The sequence below is a fragment of the Kribbella sp. CA-245084 genome (assembly GCF_050942355.1).
In the GTDB taxonomy this organism is placed as follows: Bacteria; Actinomycetota; Actinomycetes; order Propionibacteriales; family Kribbellaceae; genus Kribbella.
Window position 1 is genome coordinate 8,889,257 of sequence record NZ_CP192053.1, and the last position, 17,714, is coordinate 8,906,970.

19 protein-coding genes are annotated in these 17,714 nt (G+C 68.4%); 7 read left to right on the forward strand and 12 right to left on the reverse strand.

The features are described 5' to 3' along the window. The first annotated feature begins 53 nt into the window (after positions 1 to 53). Genes ACQPYH_RS42740 through ACQPYH_RS42750 form a run of 3 tightly spaced genes read left to right on the forward strand, consistent with a single transcriptional unit; the run spans position 54 to position 1,921 of the window. On the forward strand, positions 54 to 950 hold the full coding sequence (locus ACQPYH_RS42740; protein WP_432883895.1) for a GNAT family N-acetyltransferase: 897 nt from the start codon (positions 54 to 56) through the stop codon (positions 948 to 950). Then, positions 947 to 1,138: a hypothetical protein gene (locus ACQPYH_RS42745; RefSeq protein WP_432883897.1), complete on the forward strand. Its 192-nt coding sequence runs from the start codon at positions 947 to 949 to the stop codon at positions 1,136 to 1,138. The genes ACQPYH_RS42740 and ACQPYH_RS42745 overlap by 4 nt, the downstream gene beginning before the upstream one ends. Before the next feature lie 24 nt (positions 1,139 to 1,162). After that, positions 1,163 to 1,921, forward strand: a complete 759-nt coding sequence (locus ACQPYH_RS42750; protein WP_432883899.1) for an IclR family transcriptional regulator — start codon at positions 1,163 to 1,165, stop codon at positions 1,919 to 1,921. A 92-nt stretch (positions 1,922 to 2,013) separates the two neighbouring features. Here the strand turns inward: ACQPYH_RS42750 and ACQPYH_RS42755 are convergent, their stop codons facing one another. Then, on the reverse strand, positions 2,014 to 3,435 hold the full coding sequence (locus ACQPYH_RS42755; protein WP_432883901.1) for an aromatic amino acid lyase: 1,422 nt from the start codon (positions 3,433 to 3,435) through the stop codon (positions 2,014 to 2,016). 86 nt (positions 3,436 to 3,521) lie between these two features. On the opposite strand from ACQPYH_RS42755, the gene ACQPYH_RS42760 reads away from it, so the two are divergent. Beyond that, positions 3,522 to 3,890 carry a nuclear transport factor 2 family protein gene (locus ACQPYH_RS42760; RefSeq protein ID WP_432883903.1) on the forward strand — a complete coding sequence of 123 codons (369 nt, stop codon included), beginning with the start codon at positions 3,522 to 3,524 and terminating at the stop codon, positions 3,888 to 3,890. Between the two features lie 55 nt (positions 3,891 to 3,945). On the opposite strand, the gene ACQPYH_RS42765 is transcribed toward ACQPYH_RS42760, so the two are convergent. Then, positions 3,946 to 4,191, reverse strand: a complete 246-nt coding sequence (locus tag ACQPYH_RS42765; RefSeq protein ID WP_130442698.1) for a type B 50S ribosomal protein L31 — start codon at positions 4,189 to 4,191, stop codon at positions 3,946 to 3,948. Further along, a complete protein-coding gene (locus tag ACQPYH_RS42770) occupies positions 4,188 to 5,270 on the reverse strand; it encodes a CobW family GTP-binding protein (protein ID WP_432883905.1) in 1,083 nt (360 codons plus the stop codon). Before ACQPYH_RS42770 ends, ACQPYH_RS42765 begins: the two co-directional genes overlap by 4 nt. Positions 5,271 to 5,394: 124 nt before the next feature. Here ACQPYH_RS42770 and rpmG point away from each other — a divergent pair, with 124 nt between their 5' ends. Next, positions 5,395 to 5,562: a 50S ribosomal protein L33 gene (rpmG, locus tag ACQPYH_RS42775; protein ID WP_130442702.1), complete on the forward strand. Its 168-nt coding sequence runs from the start codon at positions 5,395 to 5,397 to the stop codon at positions 5,560 to 5,562. A gap of 40 nt (positions 5,563 to 5,602) precedes the next feature. On the opposite strand, the gene ACQPYH_RS42780 is transcribed toward rpmG, so the two are convergent. The 7 genes from ACQPYH_RS42780 to kdpF all read right to left on the reverse strand — a co-directional run bounded on the left by ACQPYH_RS42780 (position 5,603) and on the right by kdpF (position 14,351). Then, positions 5,603 to 6,445, reverse strand: a complete 843-nt coding sequence (locus ACQPYH_RS42780; protein ID WP_432883908.1) for a hypothetical protein — start codon at positions 6,443 to 6,445, stop codon at positions 5,603 to 5,605. A 52-nt stretch (positions 6,446 to 6,497) separates the two neighbouring features. Further along, positions 6,498 to 7,175 (reverse strand): response regulator, encoded by a 678-nt coding sequence (locus ACQPYH_RS42785; protein WP_432883911.1) that lies wholly within the window; start codon positions 7,173 to 7,175, stop codon positions 6,498 to 6,500. Between the two features lie 115 nt (positions 7,176 to 7,290). Next, complete coding sequence (locus tag ACQPYH_RS42790) at positions 7,291 to 9,831, reverse strand: DUF4118 domain-containing protein (protein WP_432894650.1); 2,541 nt, start codon at positions 9,829 to 9,831, stop codon at positions 7,291 to 7,293. A 47-nt stretch (positions 9,832 to 9,878) separates the two neighbouring features. Then, a complete protein-coding gene (gene kdpC, locus ACQPYH_RS42795) occupies positions 9,879 to 10,511 on the reverse strand; it encodes a K(+)-transporting ATPase subunit C (protein ID WP_432883913.1) in 633 nt (210 codons plus the stop codon). Positions 10,512 to 10,525: 14 nt separating this feature from the next. Continuing rightward, the gene (gene kdpB / locus ACQPYH_RS42800) at positions 10,526 to 12,592 is read right to left on the reverse strand and encodes a potassium-transporting ATPase subunit KdpB (protein WP_432894653.1); all 2,067 of its coding nucleotides are present in this window, start codon (positions 12,590 to 12,592) and stop codon (positions 10,526 to 10,528) included. An 8-nt stretch (positions 12,593 to 12,600) separates the two neighbouring features. After that, a complete protein-coding gene (gene kdpA / locus ACQPYH_RS42805; RefSeq protein ID WP_432883915.1) occupies positions 12,601 to 14,262 on the reverse strand; it encodes a potassium-transporting ATPase subunit KdpA in 1,662 nt (553 codons plus the stop codon). Next, positions 14,262 to 14,351, reverse strand: a complete 90-nt coding sequence (kdpF, locus tag ACQPYH_RS42810) for a K(+)-transporting ATPase subunit F (protein WP_131283897.1) — start codon at positions 14,349 to 14,351, stop codon at positions 14,262 to 14,264. Before kdpF ends, kdpA begins: the two co-directional genes overlap by 1 nt. 247 nt (positions 14,352 to 14,598) lie before the next feature. Between kdpF and ACQPYH_RS42815 the strand changes: the two genes are divergently transcribed. Further along, a complete protein-coding gene (locus ACQPYH_RS42815; protein WP_432883918.1) occupies positions 14,599 to 15,222 on the forward strand; it encodes a hypothetical protein in 624 nt (207 codons plus the stop codon). Here ACQPYH_RS42815 and ACQPYH_RS42820 read toward each other — a convergent pair. Next, positions 15,219 to 16,025, reverse strand: a complete 807-nt coding sequence (locus tag ACQPYH_RS42820; RefSeq protein ID WP_432883920.1) for a PhzF family phenazine biosynthesis protein — start codon at positions 16,023 to 16,025, stop codon at positions 15,219 to 15,221. The genes ACQPYH_RS42815 and ACQPYH_RS42820 overlap by 4 nt on opposite strands. Positions 16,026 to 16,086: 61 nt before the next feature. Continuing rightward, the gene (locus tag ACQPYH_RS42825) at positions 16,087 to 16,479 is read right to left on the reverse strand and encodes a RidA family protein (RefSeq protein WP_432883922.1); all 393 of its coding nucleotides are present in this window, start codon (positions 16,477 to 16,479) and stop codon (positions 16,087 to 16,089) included. Between the two features lie 132 nt (positions 16,480 to 16,611). Here ACQPYH_RS42825 and ACQPYH_RS42830 point away from each other — a divergent pair, with 132 nt between their 5' ends. Next, entirely contained in the window at positions 16,612 to 17,712 is a 1,101-nt protein-coding gene (locus ACQPYH_RS42830; protein ID WP_432883924.1) for a TIGR03118 family protein, read from the forward strand. Positions 17,713 to 17,714 lie beyond the last annotated feature (2 nt).

Sequence of the window (17,714 nt, forward strand, 5' to 3'; positions counted from 1 at the left end):
TGTCTCGAATCTGAGACGTCGGGCGTGGACCCGCGAACACATAGAGTCAAGCCATGGTGTTCGAGATCCGGCCGGCGCGGCCGGCGGACGCGGTCGGCGTCGCCCAGGTCTGGGCTGCCGTGATGCCGCATCTGGTGAAGTCGGCGCGGGCGATCGAGACCGAGCTGCGAGGTGGCCACAGCCGCGTGATCCTGCTCGCCGTGGACGGTCCGGACGTGGTCGGGTACTCGAACCTCTACCTGCCCGAGGCAGGCGCGGCCGGGGCGCGGGTGCGGATCACGGTCCAGGTGCCACCGGCGCAGCGCAAGCGCGGGATCGGCAGTGCGTTGCTGACCGCGATCTCCGCGGAGGCTGTCACCGCCGGGGCCGGCCGGTTGCTGGTCGCCGTGGCTGACGACGACGATTCCAAGGCGTTCGCGGACAAGCGCGGGTTCGCGCTGGGGCGGCGGATGAGTCATGCCGCCGCCGATCTGCGTGAGGCGCGCGAGCCGGTCGCGCCACCGGCCGGGCTACGTCTGACCACGTACGACGACCTCGAGCCGCGGCAGGTGTTCGACGCGGAGATCCAGGTGCGGGACGACGATCCGAGCGGGTTCTCCGGCGGGCCGGCGTACGACGAATGGGTGAAGGTGTCGTGGAACAACCCGGACATCCGCCGGGACCTGAGCTTCGCTGTGCTCGACGGTGACCGGGTGCCGTCGTTCGTCACCACGACTGCTGATCCGGACCGCGGGGTGATCTGGTCGAATCTGACCGGCACGATCCCGTCGGACCGCGGGCGCGGACTGGCGAAGGTGGTGAAGTCACACGCGCTGGCCGCGGCCCGGGACGCCGGATTCGTGACGGCATCGACCGGGAACGACGCCGGCAATGCGCCGATGCTGGCGGTCAACCAATGGCTCGGCTACCGGACGACGTCCGGCGCGTGGACCGCGGAGAAGGCCCTGTGAAGCGACTCGTTACCTCGTTGCTGTTCTTTCTGGTGGTGTCGCTCGCGGTCGGGTTGCTGCTCTCGGGCACGGAGTTCCTGGACTGGGGCGTCGCCGGCGGGCTGTTCGCGATCGCGGTCGCCGGCGAGGGCCTGCGGTTCTGGCTCCGACGGAGCCGCGCGAAGAAACGCGAATCGTCAGGGATCTAAGACCGGCCGGGATACCCTGCCGTTGTGAGCGGCAACGTTCCCGCCTCGACCCGCACGCTGCGGGTGCTGACGTTCCTGGCCACCCAGCCCGGTCCGGTACCGATGGAGCGCATCGCCTCCGCGGTCGGCCTGCCGCGCTCGTCGACGTACCACTTGCTGCGGGCAATGATCGACGAGGGGTTCGTCACCCATCTGCCGGAGGAGAAGCGGTACGGACTCGGGGTTGCCGCGTTCGAGATCGGGTCGGCGTACCTGCGGCACGATCCGTTGGAGCGGCTGGCGCGGCCGTTGCTGGTGCAGTTGGTGCACGAGGTGGGGCAGACGGCGCATCTCGGCGTACTGCACGGTCGGGAGCTCGTCTACCTGCTGAAAGAACAGCCGCCGCGGCCGGTCACGCTGGTCACCGATGTCGGGGTGCGTCTTCCGGCGACCCTCACCGCGTCCGGTCGTGCCCTTCTCGCCGAGCTTCCTCCGGCCCAGGTGCGTGCTCTCTTCCCCACGCCTGAGTCCTTCGTCCGCCGCACCGACCACGGCCCGCAAACCCTCACCCAACTCCGCCGCCTACTGGCCGACGAAAAACGCCAGGGCTTCGCCGTCGAAGACTCTTTCATCACCCCTGGTATGGCCTCCGTAGCCAGCGCCGCCGTCGACCACGCCGGCCACCCGGCCGCCGCCATCAGCGTCACCTTCCGCACAGACGCCATACCACCGCCCGACCGCCCCCACCTGGCCCACCGAATCCGCCAAGCCGCAACCGCCCTCACTCGCCGCCTCCATGGGTAGTAGCTCTAACGACAGGAGGTAGTGCTGAAATCGGCCCGACGCGGGGGTGAGCTGAGCGTGAACCAGCCGGACACCTCCTGTCGTTAGCGCACCTAACCCGACTCGGCTGGGTGTTCGACCTGGCGGTCGCCCCACTGGGTTAGTAGGCCGCGGCCGATCTCGAGGTCTTCGCGGAGGGAGCGGTCGGCTAGGTCGTCGGGGAGGGCGGCCAGGGCGTCTGCCAGCCAGGGGCCGACGGCGGCGGGTGCTAGGTCGTCGGGGGTCAGGCCGGCTAGGCGGATTGCGCGTACGGCGGTTACCAGTTCGCTGGCTAGGACCTCGCGTAGGGCGTCCAGGAGCTGAGCGGTTAGTACTGCGGCCTGCGGCGCGAAGCTCGCGTGGAGCTCGGCGCCGCGGGACAGCGTCGCGGTGCCGAGCGTGGCGGGCTGGGCGGCGGACCGTACGGCCGCGAGCGCGTCGTGGGCGACGTACTCGATCATCATCACGCCCGAGCTTGCCTCCGCGCCGCTGGCGAGGAATCGGCTGAGGCCGGTGTAGTCCGGGTCGACCAGGTTCGCAACGCGGGTGGTCGAGAGGGTCGCGACGCTGTGCAGGCTGAGCCGGAGCGAGTCGAGGGCGAGCGCGATCGGCATCGCATGCCAGTTGCCGTTGTGCAGCACGGTATCGCCGGCCACCAGCGGGTTCTCCGCGGCGGCGTTGATGTCGATCCGCACGCTGTTGCCCAAGGCATCGGAATGATCGACGGCAGGCCCGAGCACCTGCGCGAAAGCCCTTAGTCCGAAGGGATCCTGGACGCGCGCAGGCGGGAGCGGCAACCCGTCGAGCAGCCCGCGCATCCGGCGCGCGACCCGTACCTGCCCCGGCTGCGGACGAGCCTCGTGGACGCGTACGTCGTACACCTCGGCGTTGCCGCGCAGCGCGACATGGGAGAGCGCGCCGACCAACGGTACGACGTTGATGAGCGTGACGGCTTCGACGTACGCGAGGCAGCATTCGGCGAGCGTGAGCGCGTTGCTGGACAGGAGCGGAAGCGCACTGGTCCCGTCGATGACATCGCCGAGCGCAAGCCCGAGCTCCGCGAGCGGACCGAGGTCGCCGGTACCGATCGCGCCGCCGCGATGCAGGTCAGGCAAGTCATCTTCGTTGAGCAGGCCAACGATCGCGTCCGCCACCGCCGGATCGAGCCCGGATCCGCCCGCGGCGAGCTGGTTGACCCGGATCAGCAGCCCGAGCCGGACGACATCCTTCGGGTACGACGTCGTACCGGTCGTACTGTGCGACCCCAGCAGTCGCGCGCCGTGCTCCGGGTCGGACGTGAGCACGTCGCGGTTCGCGCCGACACCGGTCGTCCGCCCGTACACCGGCCGCCGTGCCGCGACCTCGGCCACCACCGCGGCCGACGCCTCCATCCGCTTCCGCGCGACGTCGCTCAGCCGAACCGCCGTACGCCGCTGTCCGAGCGCGACCGCTTCCAGCGGGCTCAACCCGGCACCCGTCAGCTCAACCGGCTCCATCCCCACAGTGTGGAACCGCCCTGCCCGGTCGGGTAAGCGCCGCGCCCACCTAAACGTCTCGAATCCGAGACGAGCATGATCGGGGCATGACAGTCGAGGACGAAGTACGCGCGGAGGCGGCCGAGGCGGACGCAGTACTGATCGGCAACGACGCCGAACTGATCGCGAACTGCTGGACCGACGACTGGGTGGCCGTCGATGCCAACGGAGTCACGCCCAAGGCCGACATCATCGGCTGGATCGCGTCGGGACGACTGCAGCATCACAGCATGACCACCGTCGGCGGGGAGCGGATCGTCCGGGTCGGCGACACGGTCGTCCTCACCGCCCGGAAGGCGAGTACCGGCACCTGGGACGGAACGCCGTACGAGATCGAGGAATGGATCAGCCAGGTCTACGTGCGCTCGGACGGACGCTGGCTGCAGGCGTTCTGCCACAAGGCGACGGCTGCCTGAGCGAAGAACAGCCCGTCGCCCTCGGTGGGGGCGACGGGCTGTGGGAAGACCAGGGTTACTTCTGGCCGTAGCGCTTCTTGAACTTCTCCACGCGGCCCTGGGTGTCCATCACGCGCTGCTGGCCCGTGTAGAACGGGTGACTCGCGGACGAGATCTCGACGTCGACGACCGGGTAGCTGTTCCCGTCGTGCCAGACGACTGTCTCGTTGCTCTCGCGGGTCGAACCGGTGAGGAAGCTGAAGTTGCCGGACTTGTCCCGGAAGACGACCCGGCGGTAGTCGGGGTGAATGTCCTTCTTCATGCGGCAGTACTTCCTTCCAGATAAGGGGCGAACGGGTCGGTCAGGGGATGGACCGCTTCATCCGCACGAAGGACACAACCGTCGAGCAGGGCGGTTAATTCCCGCGGATCCAGACCGGGGCCGGTGATCGACAGGTACGACGCGCGGTCGCCGTACTCCGGATGCCACTCGAGGGCGGACCGGGCTTGATGCTGCTGACCGACCGAGGGCCAGCGGTCCGCCGGGAGGTCGGCCAGCCACGGACCGAGCACGCCGATGGAGATGTTCGTGCCGAAGCTGTCCCAGCTGAGCCGGTTGCGATGCTGGGTCGCGATCCACAATGTCCCGCGGCCGCGAGCGGATCCGGCGACCAGGTCCTCCAGGGCGTCGTACAGGCGCTCCGGGTGAAACGGTCGATTGGATTGCCAGACCAGTGTCGGCACCTCACCGTCCGCGGGCGCCGCGATCGAACCTGGCTCGACGACGTTCCCAGCAGCATGCAGCCGTACGCCGAGCAGCCCGGCCGGCGTGGTTTTGATCAGCAGTTGCGGATTGATCGCCTGGACCAGCGCAGCCGGATCCTCATCGCTCAGCACTGCCGCATCCGCCGACTCCAGTTGCCGTACGACGACCTCGGCGATCGCGCGACCGTCCTCGACAGCCGTCGGGATGCCGCGATCCCGGATCAGCTCTTCGCCGGTCAGGTCAGCGACCACGGTGGCGGCGTCGACGGTAGTGACGACGGCGTCGATGCGGAGGTCGTCGGCCGTCGCGAGCTCGGCCGCGATCGCCTGGGTGTCACCGGCGGCGGGGACGTTGACGATCGCCGCGCCGTACCGCTCGATGGCCGCGATGCTGGAGAGCAGCTGGACGAGGGAGCCGCGCATCGCGCAGGAGACGCACGGGTGGTCCATGGTGATCACCTCGCGGTCGATCACGCCGGCCGCCGTACGAGCGAGGCGGACGACGGAGCCTGCACTCAGGCTGCTCACGTCGTACTCCACCAGGACGCCGGTCGGGCCGGCGGCTGCCAGCAGATTCCCCGCGACGGCGCCGCGGAACCCCTCGTCGAGGCCCGTCAGCAAGGTCACCGGCAGCATCGATTCTCCCGTCTTATTGAAAACGACAACCACTACAAAGTACCCCGTCGGCCGGAATAGCCGCCACCCGGCCGGCGTTCATCAGAGTGTGGGTCACCCGCCAGGTGATCCGGGAAAGGACAGCATGGCCAAGCGCAACGACCTCCGCCCCATCATCAAGCTCCGCAGCACCGCAGGCACCGGCTTCACCTATGTAACGCGGAAGAACCGCCGGAACAATCCCGACCGGCTGATCATCCGCAAGTACGACCCGAAGACCCGCGCCCACGTCGACTTCCGCGAAGAGCGATAAATGACAAAGTCCCCCGCCGAAGCGGGGGACTTTTGTGTAGCTAGAGACGGTTGTAGGCCTTCAGTGTTCGGAGGGCGCCGACGGTCACGATGCCCCGGTACTCCAGGGTGGCTGCGGGGCCGGGCGGTTCCCAGGTGATGGCCCAGCCGCCGTCGTCTTGCTGGTCGGCGATCAGGCGGTCCAGGTGCGCCTCGAGCTGCTCGTCGGTGAACAGCTGCTTCCAGAAGCTGTCCGGCGTCGGCGCCAAGTGCAGCGGCGTGACGCCGTACGTCGGATCCGCGGCGTCGGCGCGGAACCATTGCAGCTTGGGCAACCAGTCGCGGACTCGATCGACGTCGACGTCGTCGGTGTGCTCGAGGAACTCCAGCGCCTCGTGCATCCCATGGGCATCCTCGGGGAACTCCTTCGCCAGCTCCGCCGCGCACCAGGCGCCGGCCTTGTCGCGCCACGGGTGCTCGACGCCGAGCGTGTAGAGCCGGCCGACCAAGCCCGCGGTGGGGTTGATGCCAGGCTGGTAGGTCCACTCGGTGATGTGCTCGGCCCGCGGGTAGCCCTCCACCGCCGGACCGCACAGCGGCACCGCACCATCAGCATTGGCGAGCTGAGCCAACCAATCAGTCGCCCGCCGGACCATCTCGTCGTCCCGACCATCAGCCGCGATCAGTGTGCTGAACGCGACCTCCACATCGAGCGGCAAGCTGTCCGGACACCGCTTGTCCGGCTCCAGCCCCCACCCGAAGCCCCCGTCGGCATTCTGGAACCCGCGCAGCGCGTCGACCACACCTTGCGGATCAGCGCCTTCGAAAACCGTGGCGAAGAGCCGACGCTCAAGCAACCGAGCGTCCCGCCGTACAAAGTCCCGACCTGCCGTGAAGATGTCCATGCGCCCACCATTCCGCAGATCCCGCCGGAGGTCTTGAACGAAACGGACACGCTCAGGGTTCGAAGCGGTAGCCCATGCCTGGTTCGGTGAGGAGGTGTTTGGGGCGCGCTGGGTCGGGTTCGAGTTTGCGGCGGAGTTGGCCCATGTAGAAGCGGAGGTTGCCGCTGGCGGTCTCGTAGCCGGGGCCCCAGACCTCGGTGAGGAGCTGGCGTTGGGACATCAGCTTGCCGGGGTTGCGGACGAGGACCTCGAGCAGGTGCCACTCGGTCGGGGTGAGGCGGATGTCTTCGCCGGTCTCCAGCGTCACGCGCTTCGCGGCGAGGTCCACGACCGCGCCGCCGACGGTCACTACCGGCTGGTCCTGGGCGATGTTGCTGCGGCGCAGTACGGCGCGCATCCGGGCCAGGAGCTCGTCGATCCCGAAGGGCTTGGTCACGTAGTCGTCCGCGCCGGCGTCCAACGCCTCGACCTTGTCGGTCTGGTCGGTCCGCCCGGACAGGACGAGGATCGGCGCGTCGGTCCAGCCGCGCAGCCCGCGGATCACGTCCACGCCGTCGAAGTCCGGCAGTCCGAGGTCGAGGATCACCAGCTCGGGCGGGTGCTGCGCGGCGACCTTCAAAGCCGACGTACCGGTGCCGGCCAGATGCACCTCGTATCCCCGCGCCTTCAGGTTGATCTGCAACGCCCGCACAATCTGCGGCTCGTCATCGACCACCAGGATTCTGGTCATGCGGCCTCCCGGCCTGGACTGAGGAGCGGAGGGAGCGAAGCGACCGGAGCGACGAGGGAAGGCCGGGAGTCACAGCCGCATGACCCGCCGCGACGGAGTCGTGGCATCAGTACAGTCACTCCTGCTCCGATCGTTCGCGTGTTCCCGGGACCGGGGCGTCGGTTGGGCGGAGGGTGGCGGTCGGCATGGTGACCACCATGGTCAGTCCGCCGCCTGGGGTGTCCTCGGGCAGCAGCGTGCCGTGCATTGCCTCGGCGAGGCCGCGGGCGAGCGCCAGCCCCAGACCCACGCCGACCGTGTTGTCGGTGTCGCCGAGGCGCTGGAACGGCGCGAACATCCGGTTCCGGTCCTCGCGCGGGATCCCCGGCCCGCGGTCGATCACGCGGACCTCGACGATGTCGCCGAGAGCGCTTCCCGTGATCAGCGGCGGGCGCCCGGGAGGTGAGTAGCGGATCGCGTTCGCCAGCAGGTTCGCGACCACGCGCTCGAGCAGCGCCGGATCCGCCTCGACCAGCGGCAAGGTGTGCGGGATGTCGACCGTCACCTGGTCGGCCTCATCACCCAGCTCGGCCAGTACGCCGGGCATGATCTCGTCCAGCGCCATCGGCCGCGTGAACACGGGCAGCACTCCGGCCTGCAGCCGACTGAGGTCCAGCAGGTTGTCCACCAACCGCGACAACCGATCCAAAGACTCGTCCGCTGTCTCCAGCAACTCCTCCCGCTCCGACTCGCTCCACTCCACGTCGTCGCTACGCAGCGACGTCACGGATGCCTTCGCCGACGCCAGCGGCGATCGCAGGTCATGGCCGACCGCGCGCAACAACGCAGTACGCAGCTTGTCGGCCTCGGCGAGCGGCTTGGCCTCGGCGGCCGCCTCGCTCAACCGGGCGCGGTCCACCAACGCGGCGGCGTGGGCCGCGAACGCCCCTACCAGCCGCCGCTCGTCAGCCTCCAACTGATGACCCTGCAGCACCAGCACCAGGTCGTCCCGCGCGGGGATCTCCGCGTCGGCCTCCTCCGGACGGGTGCAGGTCAGGGAGCCGGCCGAGGCCAGCGGTCGCCAGACCTCGGTCAACTCGTCGTCGTCCACACGTTCCATCAGACACGCCCCGGTCATCCCGAAGGCCTCGCGCACTCGTTCGAGCAGCGCGGGCAGGGCTGTCTCTCCCCGCAATACCGATCCGGCCAAGGTCGCCAGCGTCTCCGATTCCGCGGCCGCCCGGGCCGCCTGCCTGGTACGTCGTGCAGCACGGTCGACGACCGAACTGACCATTGCCGCTACCAGCACGAAGATCAGCAGTGCCAGGGCGTTGTTGAGCTCGGCAATCGTGAAAGTCCGCCGCGGTGGCGTGAAGAAGTAGTTGAGGACCAGCGATCCCCCGATCGCCGTCACCATGGCCGGCCACATCCCGCCGACCAGCGCGACCACCACGACCGCGAACAGGAACGCCAGCACGTTGCTGGTCAAGTTGAGCGTGTCCCCGCCCAGCCCGAGGACCAGCGCCAGCACCGGCGGCAGTGCCACCGACAGCACGAAGCCCTGAATCTTGCGGCGGCGGGAAAGTGCTCCCCGCTGCCGCGGCAGCCGGCCACGCCCCATCAGCGAATGCGTGACGATGTGTACGTCGATATCGCCCGAATCGCGGATCGTGGTGGCGCCGATCCCCGGCCCGGTGAACAGCGAGCCGATCCGCGACCGGCGACTGCCGCCGAGCACCAACTGGGTCGCGTTCTCGGCCCGGGCGAACGTGAGCAGCGCGGCCGGAACGTCGTCACCCACCACCTGGTGATAGGTCCCGCCGAGCTTCTCGACCAGGTTGCGCTGCTCCGCCAGCTTGCTCGGGTTCGCACCGGTCAGGCCATCGGACCGCGCGACATGTACGGCGAGCAGGTCCCCGCCGGACGACCGGGCCGCGATCCGGGCAGCGCGCCGGATCAGCGTCTCGCCCTCGGGTCCGCCGGTGAGCGCGACGACGACCCGCTCCCGGGCCTCCCAGGTCGAGTCGATGTCGTGCTCCTGCCGGTACTGCTGCAGACCCGCATCCACCCGGTCTGCCAGCCAGAGCAGGGCCAACTCACGAAGGGCGGACAGGTTGCCGACCCGGAAGTAGTTGCCCAGGGCAGCGTCGATCTTGTCTGCGGCGTACACGTTGCCGTGCGCCATCCGCCGCCGCAGCGCCTCCGGCGTCATGTCGACCAGCTCGATCTGGTCCGCCGCCCGGACCACCCGGTCCGGGACCGTCTCCTGCTGCGGTACGCCGGTGATCTTCTCGACCACGTCGTTGATCGACTCGAGGTGCTGGATGTTGACCGCCGAGATCACGTCGATCCCGGCGGTCAGCAGCTCCTCGATGTCCTGCCAGCGCTTCTCGTTCCGGCTGCCCGGGACGTTGGTGTGCGCGAGCTCGTCGACCAGCGCGACCTCGGGCCGCCGGGCAAGTACTGCGTCGATGTCCAGCTCGGTGAAGCTCGCACCGCGATAATCGATGATCCGCCGCGGGACCACCTCGAGTCCGGTCAGCATCCCCGCGGTGTGTTCACGGCCGTGGGTCTCGACGAATCCGACCACCACGTCGGTGCCCCGGGCGAGGCGCCGCTGCCCCTCGCCCAGCATCTTGTACGTCTTCCCGACACCAGGCGCGGCACCCAGATAGATCCGCAGATGCCCACGGCCGTTCTTACTCATGCCTCCATGCTCTCAGTTCAGCCCAGCGCAGCCAGTGCGTTGTTGAGCGTGACAACGTTGACTGCCGGCTCACCGAGGAAGCCGAGCGTGCGGCCCTTCGTGTTCTCCTTGACCAGTTGCTTGACCTGATCCACCGACAGTCCCCGCTCGCGGGCGACCCGGTTGACCTGCAGAGCGGCGTACGCCGGGCTGATCGACGGGTCGAGGCCGCTGCCGCTCGCGGTGAGCGCGTCCGGCGGCACCTGCGACGGGTCGACGCCCTCGAGCGCCGCGATCGCCTTGCGCCGGTCGTCGATCGCCGTGACCAGATCGGCGTTGTTCGGACCGAGGTTGGAGCCGCCGCTGGCCGCGCCGTCGTAGTCGCTCGCGGACGGCCGGGTCTGGAACCACTTCGGGTCCGCGACCATGATCGCGTTGCCGTCGGCATCCTTCTTCCCGGTGTCCATCGTGTACGCCTGGCCGATCAGGTCCGAGGCGACAGCCTTGCCGTCGACCTTGACGATCGAGCCGTTCGCATTGCCGTGGAACAGCGCCTGCGCCACTCCGGTCATCACCAGCGGGTAGACGATCCCGAGGATCGCCGTGAACACGAGCAGCGCCCGTAGCGCCACTCCGAACTGCCGGACCGAGCCGGGCAGATTGCTTGCCATGAACAACTAACCTTTCACCGAAGACCCGGGATCAAGGAGATCACCAGGTCCAGGAGTTTGATACCGACGAACGGGGTGATCAGACCGCCGACACCGTAGATCAGCAGGTTCCTGCGCAGCATCGCCGAAGCCGACGACGGCCGGTACCGGACACCGCGCAGCGCCAGCGGCACCAGGGCCACGATCACCAGCGCGTTGAACACGATGGCCGACACGATCGCCGACTCCGGCGAGTGCAGTCCCATCACGTTCAGCTTGTCCAGACCCGGGTACGCCGCTGCGAACAGCGCCGGCAGGATCGCGAAGTACTTGGCCACGTCGTTCGCGATCGAGAACGTGGTCAGCGATCCGCGGGTGATCAGCAACTGCTTGCCGATCTCAACGATCTCGATCAGCTTGGTCGGGTTCGAGTCGAGGTCGACCATATTGCCGGCCTCCTTGGCGGCCGACGTACCGGAGTTCATCGCCACGCCGACATCGGCCTGGGCCAGCGCCGGTGCGTCGTTGGTGCCGTCACCGGTCATCGCGACCAGGCGACCGCCCTCCTGCTCCTTCTTGATCAGCGCCATCTTGTCCTCGGGCGTCGCCTCGGCCAGGAAGTCGTCGACCCCGGCCTCCTCGGCGATCGCCTTCGCGGTCAGCTGGTTGTCACCGGTGATCATCACGGTCCGGATGCCCATCGCGCGCATCTGGTCGAACCGCTCCCGCATGCCTTCCTTGACCACGTCCTTGAGGTGGATGACGCCGAGCGGACGCGCCGTGCCGTTGATGCTCTCGGCAACGACCAGCGGCGTACCGCCGGAGGCCGAGATACCGTCGACGATCTCGCCGAGCTGTACGTCGATCGACCCGCCGTGCTGGTTGATCCAGGCGTTGACCGCGCCGGCCGCGCCCTTGCGGACCTGCCGGTCGTCCACGTCCACGCCGCTCATCCGGGTCTGCGCGGTGAACTCCACGAAGGTTGCGTGCGGCAACTCTCCGGTGTGACGCTCACGCAGTCCGTACCCGGTCTTCGCCAGTACGACGATCGACCGGCCTTCCGGCGTCTCATCGGCGAGGCTGGACAGCTGCGCCGCGTCGGCGAGCTCGGTGTCGGTCACACCCTGGACCGGGATGAACTCCGACGCCTGCCGGTTGCCCAGCGTGATGGTGCCGGTCTTGTCCAGCAGCAGGGTGTTCACGTCGCCGGCGGCCTCGACCGCGCGGCCGGACATCGCCAGGACATTGCGCTGGACCAGCCGGTCCATACCGGCGATGCCGATCGCGGACAGCAGCGCACCGATCGTGGTCGGGATCAGGGCGACCAGCAGGGCCACCAGGATCACGATGCTCAGGTTCGTGTGCGCGTAGTTCGCGAACGTCGGCAGGGTCGCGGTGGCGATCAGGAACACGATCGTCAGGCTGGCCAGCAGGATGTTCAGCGCGATCTCGTTCGGCGTCTTCTGCCGCGAAGCGCCCTCGACCAACGCGATCATCCGGTCGATGAAGCTCTCACCGGGTTTGGTGGTGATCTTCACGACGATCCGGTCCGACAGCACCTTGGTGCCGCCGGTGACCGCGCTCCGGTCGCCGCCGGATTCGCGGATGACCGGGGCCGACTCGCCGGTGATCGCCGACTCGTCGACACTCGCGACCCCCTCGACGACGTCACCGTCGCCGGGAATGATCTGCCCGGCCTCGACGACCACGAGGTCGCCGAGCTTGAGCTGGGTCGCGGGGACCTCTTCCTCGCGATCTCCGACCAGCCGGCGCGCGGTCGTCTCGGTCTTGGCCCGGCGCAGGGTCTCGGCCTGGGCCTTGCCCCGGCCTTCCGCGACGGCCTCGGCCAGGTTGGCGAAGATCACGGTCAGCCAGAGCCAGACCACGATCCACCAGACGAACACACTCGGATCGGTGATCGCCTTGATGGTCGACGCGGCCGCGCCCACCTCGACCACGAACATGACCGGGTTCTTCACCATCACGCGCGGGTCGAGCTTCTTCACCGCGTCCGGCAGCGAGGTCAGCAGCATCTTCGGGTCGAACGCACCCGACGGCGCCTTCTTCGGGGTAGCCGCCGGTTGCTGCGCGGGCGGTGTCATTACCGTGGTCACAGTCCCTCCGCGAGGGGTCCAAGAGTCAGTGCGGGAAAGTAGGTCAGGCCGGTCACGATCAGGACGGTGCCGACGAGCAGCGTCACGAACAGGGCCTTGTGGGTGGGCAGCGTGCCCTGGGTCACCGGTACCGGCTGCTGCTGGGCGAGCGAACCGGCCAGCGCGAGCGCGAACACGATCGGGACGAACCGGCCGAGCAACATCACCAGCCCGAGAGCCGTGTTGTAGAACGGGATGTTCGCGCTGATACCGGCGAACGCGCTGCCGTTGTTGTTACCGGCCGAGGTGAACGCGTACAGCACCTCGGAGAAGCCGTGCGGGCTGCCGGTGTTCAGGATCGAGGCCCGCGCCGTCGCCAGTCCCATCGCGATCGATGCGCCGACGAGTACGACGGTCGGGGTGGTGAGGATGTACAGCGACACGAGCTTCATCTCGCGCGCGGTGATCTTCTTCTTCAGGTACTCCGGGGTGCGGCCGACCATCAGGCCGGCGACGAACACCGCGAGTACGGCGAGGATCAGCATGCCGTAGAGGCCGGTCCCCGTGCCGCCGGGCGTCACTTCGCCGAGCATCATGTGGAACAGCGGCACCCCACCGCCGAGCGGGGTGAACGAGTCGTGCATCGAGTTGACCGCGCCCGTCGACGTACCGGTCGTCGAGACAGCGAACAGCGACGACGCCCACTCGCCGAACCGGGTCTCCTTGCCCTCCATCGCAGCGCCGGCGGCCTGGGTCGCGGTACCCGCGCCCCGGACCTCGAAGAACGTCGCGAGGAAGACGAACGCCGACCAGATGGTCGCCATCACGCCGAGGATCGCGTACCCCTGACGCTTGTCCTTGACCATCACGCCGAACGTCCGGGTCAGGCAGACCGGGATGACCAGCAGCAGGAAGATCTCGAACAGGTTCGACAGGCCGTTCGGGTTCTCGTACGGGTGGGCCGAGTTGGCGTTGTAGTAGCCACCGCCGTTGGTGCCCAGCTCCTTGATGACCTCCTGGCTGGCAACGGTGCCACCGGGGAGGTGCTGGGTCTGGCCGACCACCGAGGTGACCTCGTGCCCGCCGGAGAAGTTCTGTACGACGCCCATCGCGACCAGCAGCACGGTACCGACGACCGCGATCGGCAGCAGCACACGCAGTACGGTCCGGACCAGGTCGACCCAGAAGTTCCCGACCCGGTCGGTCTTCGAGCGGGAGAAGCCTCGGATCAGCGCGATCGCGACGGTGATGCCGACGGCCGCCGAGAGGAAGTTCTGCACCGCGAGGCCGGCGAACTGGACCAGGTGGCCCATCACCGCTTCGGGCACGTAGCTCTGCCAGTTGGTGTTCGAGACGAACGACGCGGCGGTGTTGAACGCCAGTCCGGACTCGACGTTCGGAAGGCCCAGCGACAGCGGCAGCCAGTGCTGCAGACGCTGGAGCAGGTACAGCAGGATGACGCTGAGCGCGGAGAACGCGATCAGCGACCGGGCGTAGACGCCCCAGGTCTGATCGGCCTTCGGGTCGACGCCGAACAGCTTGTAGGTCCAGCGCTCGACGCGCAGGTCCTTGTCAGTCGTGTAAACCCTGGCCATGTAGCCGCCGAACGGGCGGTAGACGACTGCCAGGCACGCGAGTAGTAGGCCGACCTGCAACAGGCCGGCAGCGGTGTCGGACATCAGAACCTCTCGGGAAAGACCAGGGCGGCGATCAGGTAGAGGACCAGAGCAACGGCCACCACCAGCCCGGCAATGTTCTCGGCGCTCACAACTTCTCCACTCCTCGCAGCGCGAGCCAGACGGCCGCGAACACGACGACGGTGACTGCGAGATAGATGACGTCACCCATGACGGCACGACCTCGCGGTGAAAGTACTCATAGGTTCACTGCACACCGCTAGCTGCCCGGTCAGGAGGCTTCTCGCAGGCCTCTCACACCCGCTGACGGAGCTCTCACAGGCTTCTCACATACTTACGGCTGGCATCCCCACCGACAGACAAGGGAAGATCCCGCACGTGACTGAACTGGACACCCCCGCCCCCGCCGAGCAGTTCTTCTCCGCGGAGACCCGGGCCGCGCTCGCCGACGCCAGCCAGAAGCTGGCCGAGCGCCTGCTGGCCCACACCGAGGCGCTGCTGGCGATGACCGGCGACGAGGACAACTCCGAGCTCTTCGACCACAACGCCGCGCTCGAAGGCGTGGTCGAGGACTGGAACGAGGCCGTCTTCGAGCACACCGGTACGACGCCGCTGCTGCTGGACGAGCCGGACGACGACGCGGACGAGGAAGACGTCGAGCCGGACCACGTGATCAGTGTGGTGTCGCGGTTCGACCTCCGCGTGGTCGACCTGGACGCGCTGCTGGAGGCCGGCCGGGCCGCGCAGGAGCGGCACCCGGCCGAGCTGGACGAGTCCGGCGAGCGGGAGCCGGTCGACTCCGCCGAGCAGGCGATCTACGAGATCAGCCGCGAGGTCGGCGAGGCCTGGTTCGAGCTGCCCGGTATCGAGATGGTCGCCGGAGCGCGGGCGTACGTCGTACCGGAGCCGCCGTTCGAGCCGCTCGACGCCGACGCCGAGGACGTCGTCACCGAACTCATCGCCCCGAACGGCGTCGCGACCCACGCCGAGACCTGGGCCTAGACGAGAAGTTCGCCATCCAGGACTGTGATCGCGTGGCCCTTCAGGTAGACGCGGTCGCCGGATGAGCTGACCTGCACGACTCCGCCTCGGGCGGACGCCTGGTAGCCGACCAGTTCGTTCCGTCCGAGGCGTTCGCCCCAGTACGGCGCCAGACTGGTGTGCGCGCTCCCGGTCACCGGGTCCTCCGGGATCCCGCTGCCCGGCGCGAAGAACCGCGAGACGAAGTCGTACCCCGAACCCTGCGCCGTCACGATCACGCCGCGCAGCTTCTCGCGCTGGATGATCCCGGCCATCACGGCGTAGTCCGGAACCACCCCTCGGACCGTCGCCTCGTCACGGACGACGACGAGCAGGTCACGGAGCTCGCCCGCGACGTACACCTCGAGCGGCTCGACCGCCAGCGACGCGGCCAGCCCGTCCGGGGCCGGCACCTCGTACGGCCGGTTGACCGGGAAGTCCAGCGTGATCCCGTCGTCCTCGACGGTCGCGACGAGGATGCCGCTCAGGCTTGCGAAGGCGACCTTGCCGGACACCTTGCCGTCCGCAGCCAGCGCGTGGGTGGTCGCCAGCGTTGCGTGCCCGCAGAGCACCTCTTCCTTCGTCGGCGTGAACCAGCGCAGATCCCAGTCCGCGTCGGCTCGCTCGGACGGCCTGGCGAAGGCAGTCTCGGCGTGGTTCATTTCGGCGGCGACGGCCTGCATCCAGGCCTCGTCGGGCCATGCCCCGGCGTCGAAGAGGCACACTGCGGCCGGATTGCCGCTGAACGGACGATCGGCGAACGCGTCGACAACCCTGATCCTCATAGCTCGACGCTAAGCAGGACCGCAGCGGGTTTCCATAGCCATTCCGGACCGGGTGGACCGGTCAGGCCATCGCGACGGCCTCGATCTCGAGCAGCCAGTTCTCCGCGTAGATGTCGGCGATGACGACCGTGAGCGCCGGGGCGTGCTCGCCGAGGACCTCTTCGCGGATCTTCGCGTTCAGCGCGCGGTACTGCCGGTCGGACAGGTACGTCGTCACCTTGACCAGGTTCCGGATTCCCATCCCCGCCTCGGACAGCACCGCCAGCACGTTCCGCCACACCATCCGGCACTGCGCCTCGAACGTCTCCGGCACCCGGCCCTGCTCGTTACCCCACGGCACCTGCCCGCTGACGAACACCATCCGCTGCGCGCCGTCGACCTGGACCCCGTGGCTGTACTTCCCCGACATCGGCAGGATCGACGGATTCAGCGGCTCGATCGCTAGATCTGGCATGGATTCCCCCTTCTACTTCATCAATGCTTCCCCACCCGAGTACTCCGCCATGTCTACCTTGCGGCGATTGAACCGCCTAGCCCACCCGGTCGTATCGATGGTGTTCCGCATCCCTACCGACAGGAAAGTGACATGTCACTCCGCTCGAAGGGCCGGCCACTCGCGGTTGCCACCGCACTGGTCAGCGGCCTCGCACTGATCACCCCCGCGACCGCAAGCGCCCACGGATCGCACCACGCTCTCGCCGTACAGCAGGTCAACCTGGTCTCGGACCAAAAGGGCAAGGCGGTCCTCCAGGACGGGGACCTGGTGAACCCGTGGGGTCTGTCGCTCGGCGCGACCACCCCGCTCTGGGTGTCGAACAACAGTACGTCGACATCCACGCTCTACTCGTCCGCGCCCGGCTCGAACACGGTGACCAAGTCGTCGGCCGTCCGGGTGACGGTGCCGCTGCCGACCGGGCAGGTCAACAATGCCGGCACGGGGTTCGTCCTGAGCAACGGGACGACCAGCGCTCCGGCCGCCTTCATCTTCGCCACCGAGACCGGTCAGATCGCCGCCTGGAGTCCGCGGGTCGACGCCCTGATGGGACCGGCCGAGATCAAGGCCACCACGCCAGGCGCGGTCTACAAGGGGCTGGCGATCGCGACCACCGGATCAGGGGACCGGTTGTACGCCGCCAACTTCGTCCAGGGCAGGATCGACGTCTTCGACAGCACGTTCACCCTGGTGAAGAAGCCGAGGTGGGCGTTCCGGGACTTCCGGCTGCCGAAGGGGTACGGCCCGTTCAACGTGCAGACGCTCAACGGCCGGGTCTTCGTCGCCTACGCCAAGGTCAACGCGAAGACCGGCGACGAGATCGCCGGTCACGGTCTCGGTTTCGTCGACGAGTTCACCGCCGACGGCAGGTTCGTTGCCCGGGTCGCCTCCCACGGCACGCTGAACGCGCCCTGGGGCATGGCCCTGGCCCCGGCCACCTGGGGTGAGCCCACCGGCACGCTCCTGGTCGGCAACTTCGGCGACGGGCGGATCAACATCTTCCACCCGAAGCGGTACGGCGGCTACAGCTTCGCCGGCCAGGTCCGCAACAGCCATGGCAGGACCCTGGTGATCGACGGCCTCTGGGCACTCCTCCCAGGCACCGCCACCACCGGCGGAACCGAGGCCCTCTGGTTCTCCGCCGGCCCGGACGACGAAACCCACGGTCTCCTCGGCCAACTCCGGATGCCGTAGTT

What these genes read in the sequence shown, in the direction of transcription:
- ACQPYH_RS42740 (WP_432883895.1), top strand. Translation starts at nt 54, where the DNA reads ATGGTGTTCGAGATCCGGCCGGCGCGGCCGGCGGACGCGGTCGGCGTC.
- ACQPYH_RS42755 (WP_432883901.1), bottom strand. Translation starts at nt 3,435, where the DNA reads ATGGAGCCGGTTGAGCTGACGGGTGCCGGGTTGAGCCCGCTGGAAGCG.
- ACQPYH_RS42760 (WP_432883903.1), top strand. Translation starts at nt 3,522, where the DNA reads ATGACAGTCGAGGACGAAGTACGCGCGGAGGCGGCCGAGGCGGACGCA.
- ACQPYH_RS42765 (WP_130442698.1), bottom strand. Translation starts at nt 4,191, where the DNA reads ATGAAGAAGGACATTCACCCCGACTACCGCCGGGTCGTCTTCCGGGAC.
- ACQPYH_RS42770 (WP_432883905.1), bottom strand. Translation starts at nt 5,270, where the DNA reads ATGCTGCCGGTGACCTTGCTGACGGGCCTCGACGAGGGGTTCCGCGGC.
- rpmG (WP_130442702.1), top strand. Translation starts at nt 5,395, where the DNA reads ATGGCCAAGCGCAACGACCTCCGCCCCATCATCAAGCTCCGCAGCACC.
- ACQPYH_RS42780 (WP_432883908.1), bottom strand. Translation starts at nt 6,445, where the DNA reads ATGGACATCTTCACGGCAGGTCGGGACTTTGTACGGCGGGACGCTCGG.
- ACQPYH_RS42785 (WP_432883911.1), bottom strand. Translation starts at nt 7,175, where the DNA reads ATGACCAGAATCCTGGTGGTCGATGACGAGCCGCAGATTGTGCGGGCG.
- kdpC (WP_432883913.1), bottom strand. Translation starts at nt 10,511, where the DNA reads ATGGCAAGCAATCTGCCCGGCTCGGTCCGGCAGTTCGGAGTGGCGCTA.
- kdpB (WP_432894653.1), bottom strand. Translation starts at nt 12,592, where the DNA reads ATGACACCGCCCGCGCAGCAACCGGCGGCTACCCCGAAGAAGGCGCCG.
- kdpA (WP_432883915.1), bottom strand. Translation starts at nt 14,262, where the DNA reads ATGTCCGACACCGCTGCCGGCCTGTTGCAGGTCGGCCTACTACTCGCG.
- ACQPYH_RS42820 (WP_432883920.1), bottom strand. Translation starts at nt 16,025, where the DNA reads ATGAGGATCAGGGTTGTCGACGCGTTCGCCGATCGTCCGTTCAGCGGC.
- ACQPYH_RS42825 (WP_432883922.1), bottom strand. Translation starts at nt 16,479, where the DNA reads ATGCCAGATCTAGCGATCGAGCCGCTGAATCCGTCGATCCTGCCGATG.
- ACQPYH_RS42830 (WP_432883924.1), top strand. Translation starts at nt 16,612, where the DNA reads ATGTCACTCCGCTCGAAGGGCCGGCCACTCGCGGTTGCCACCGCACTG.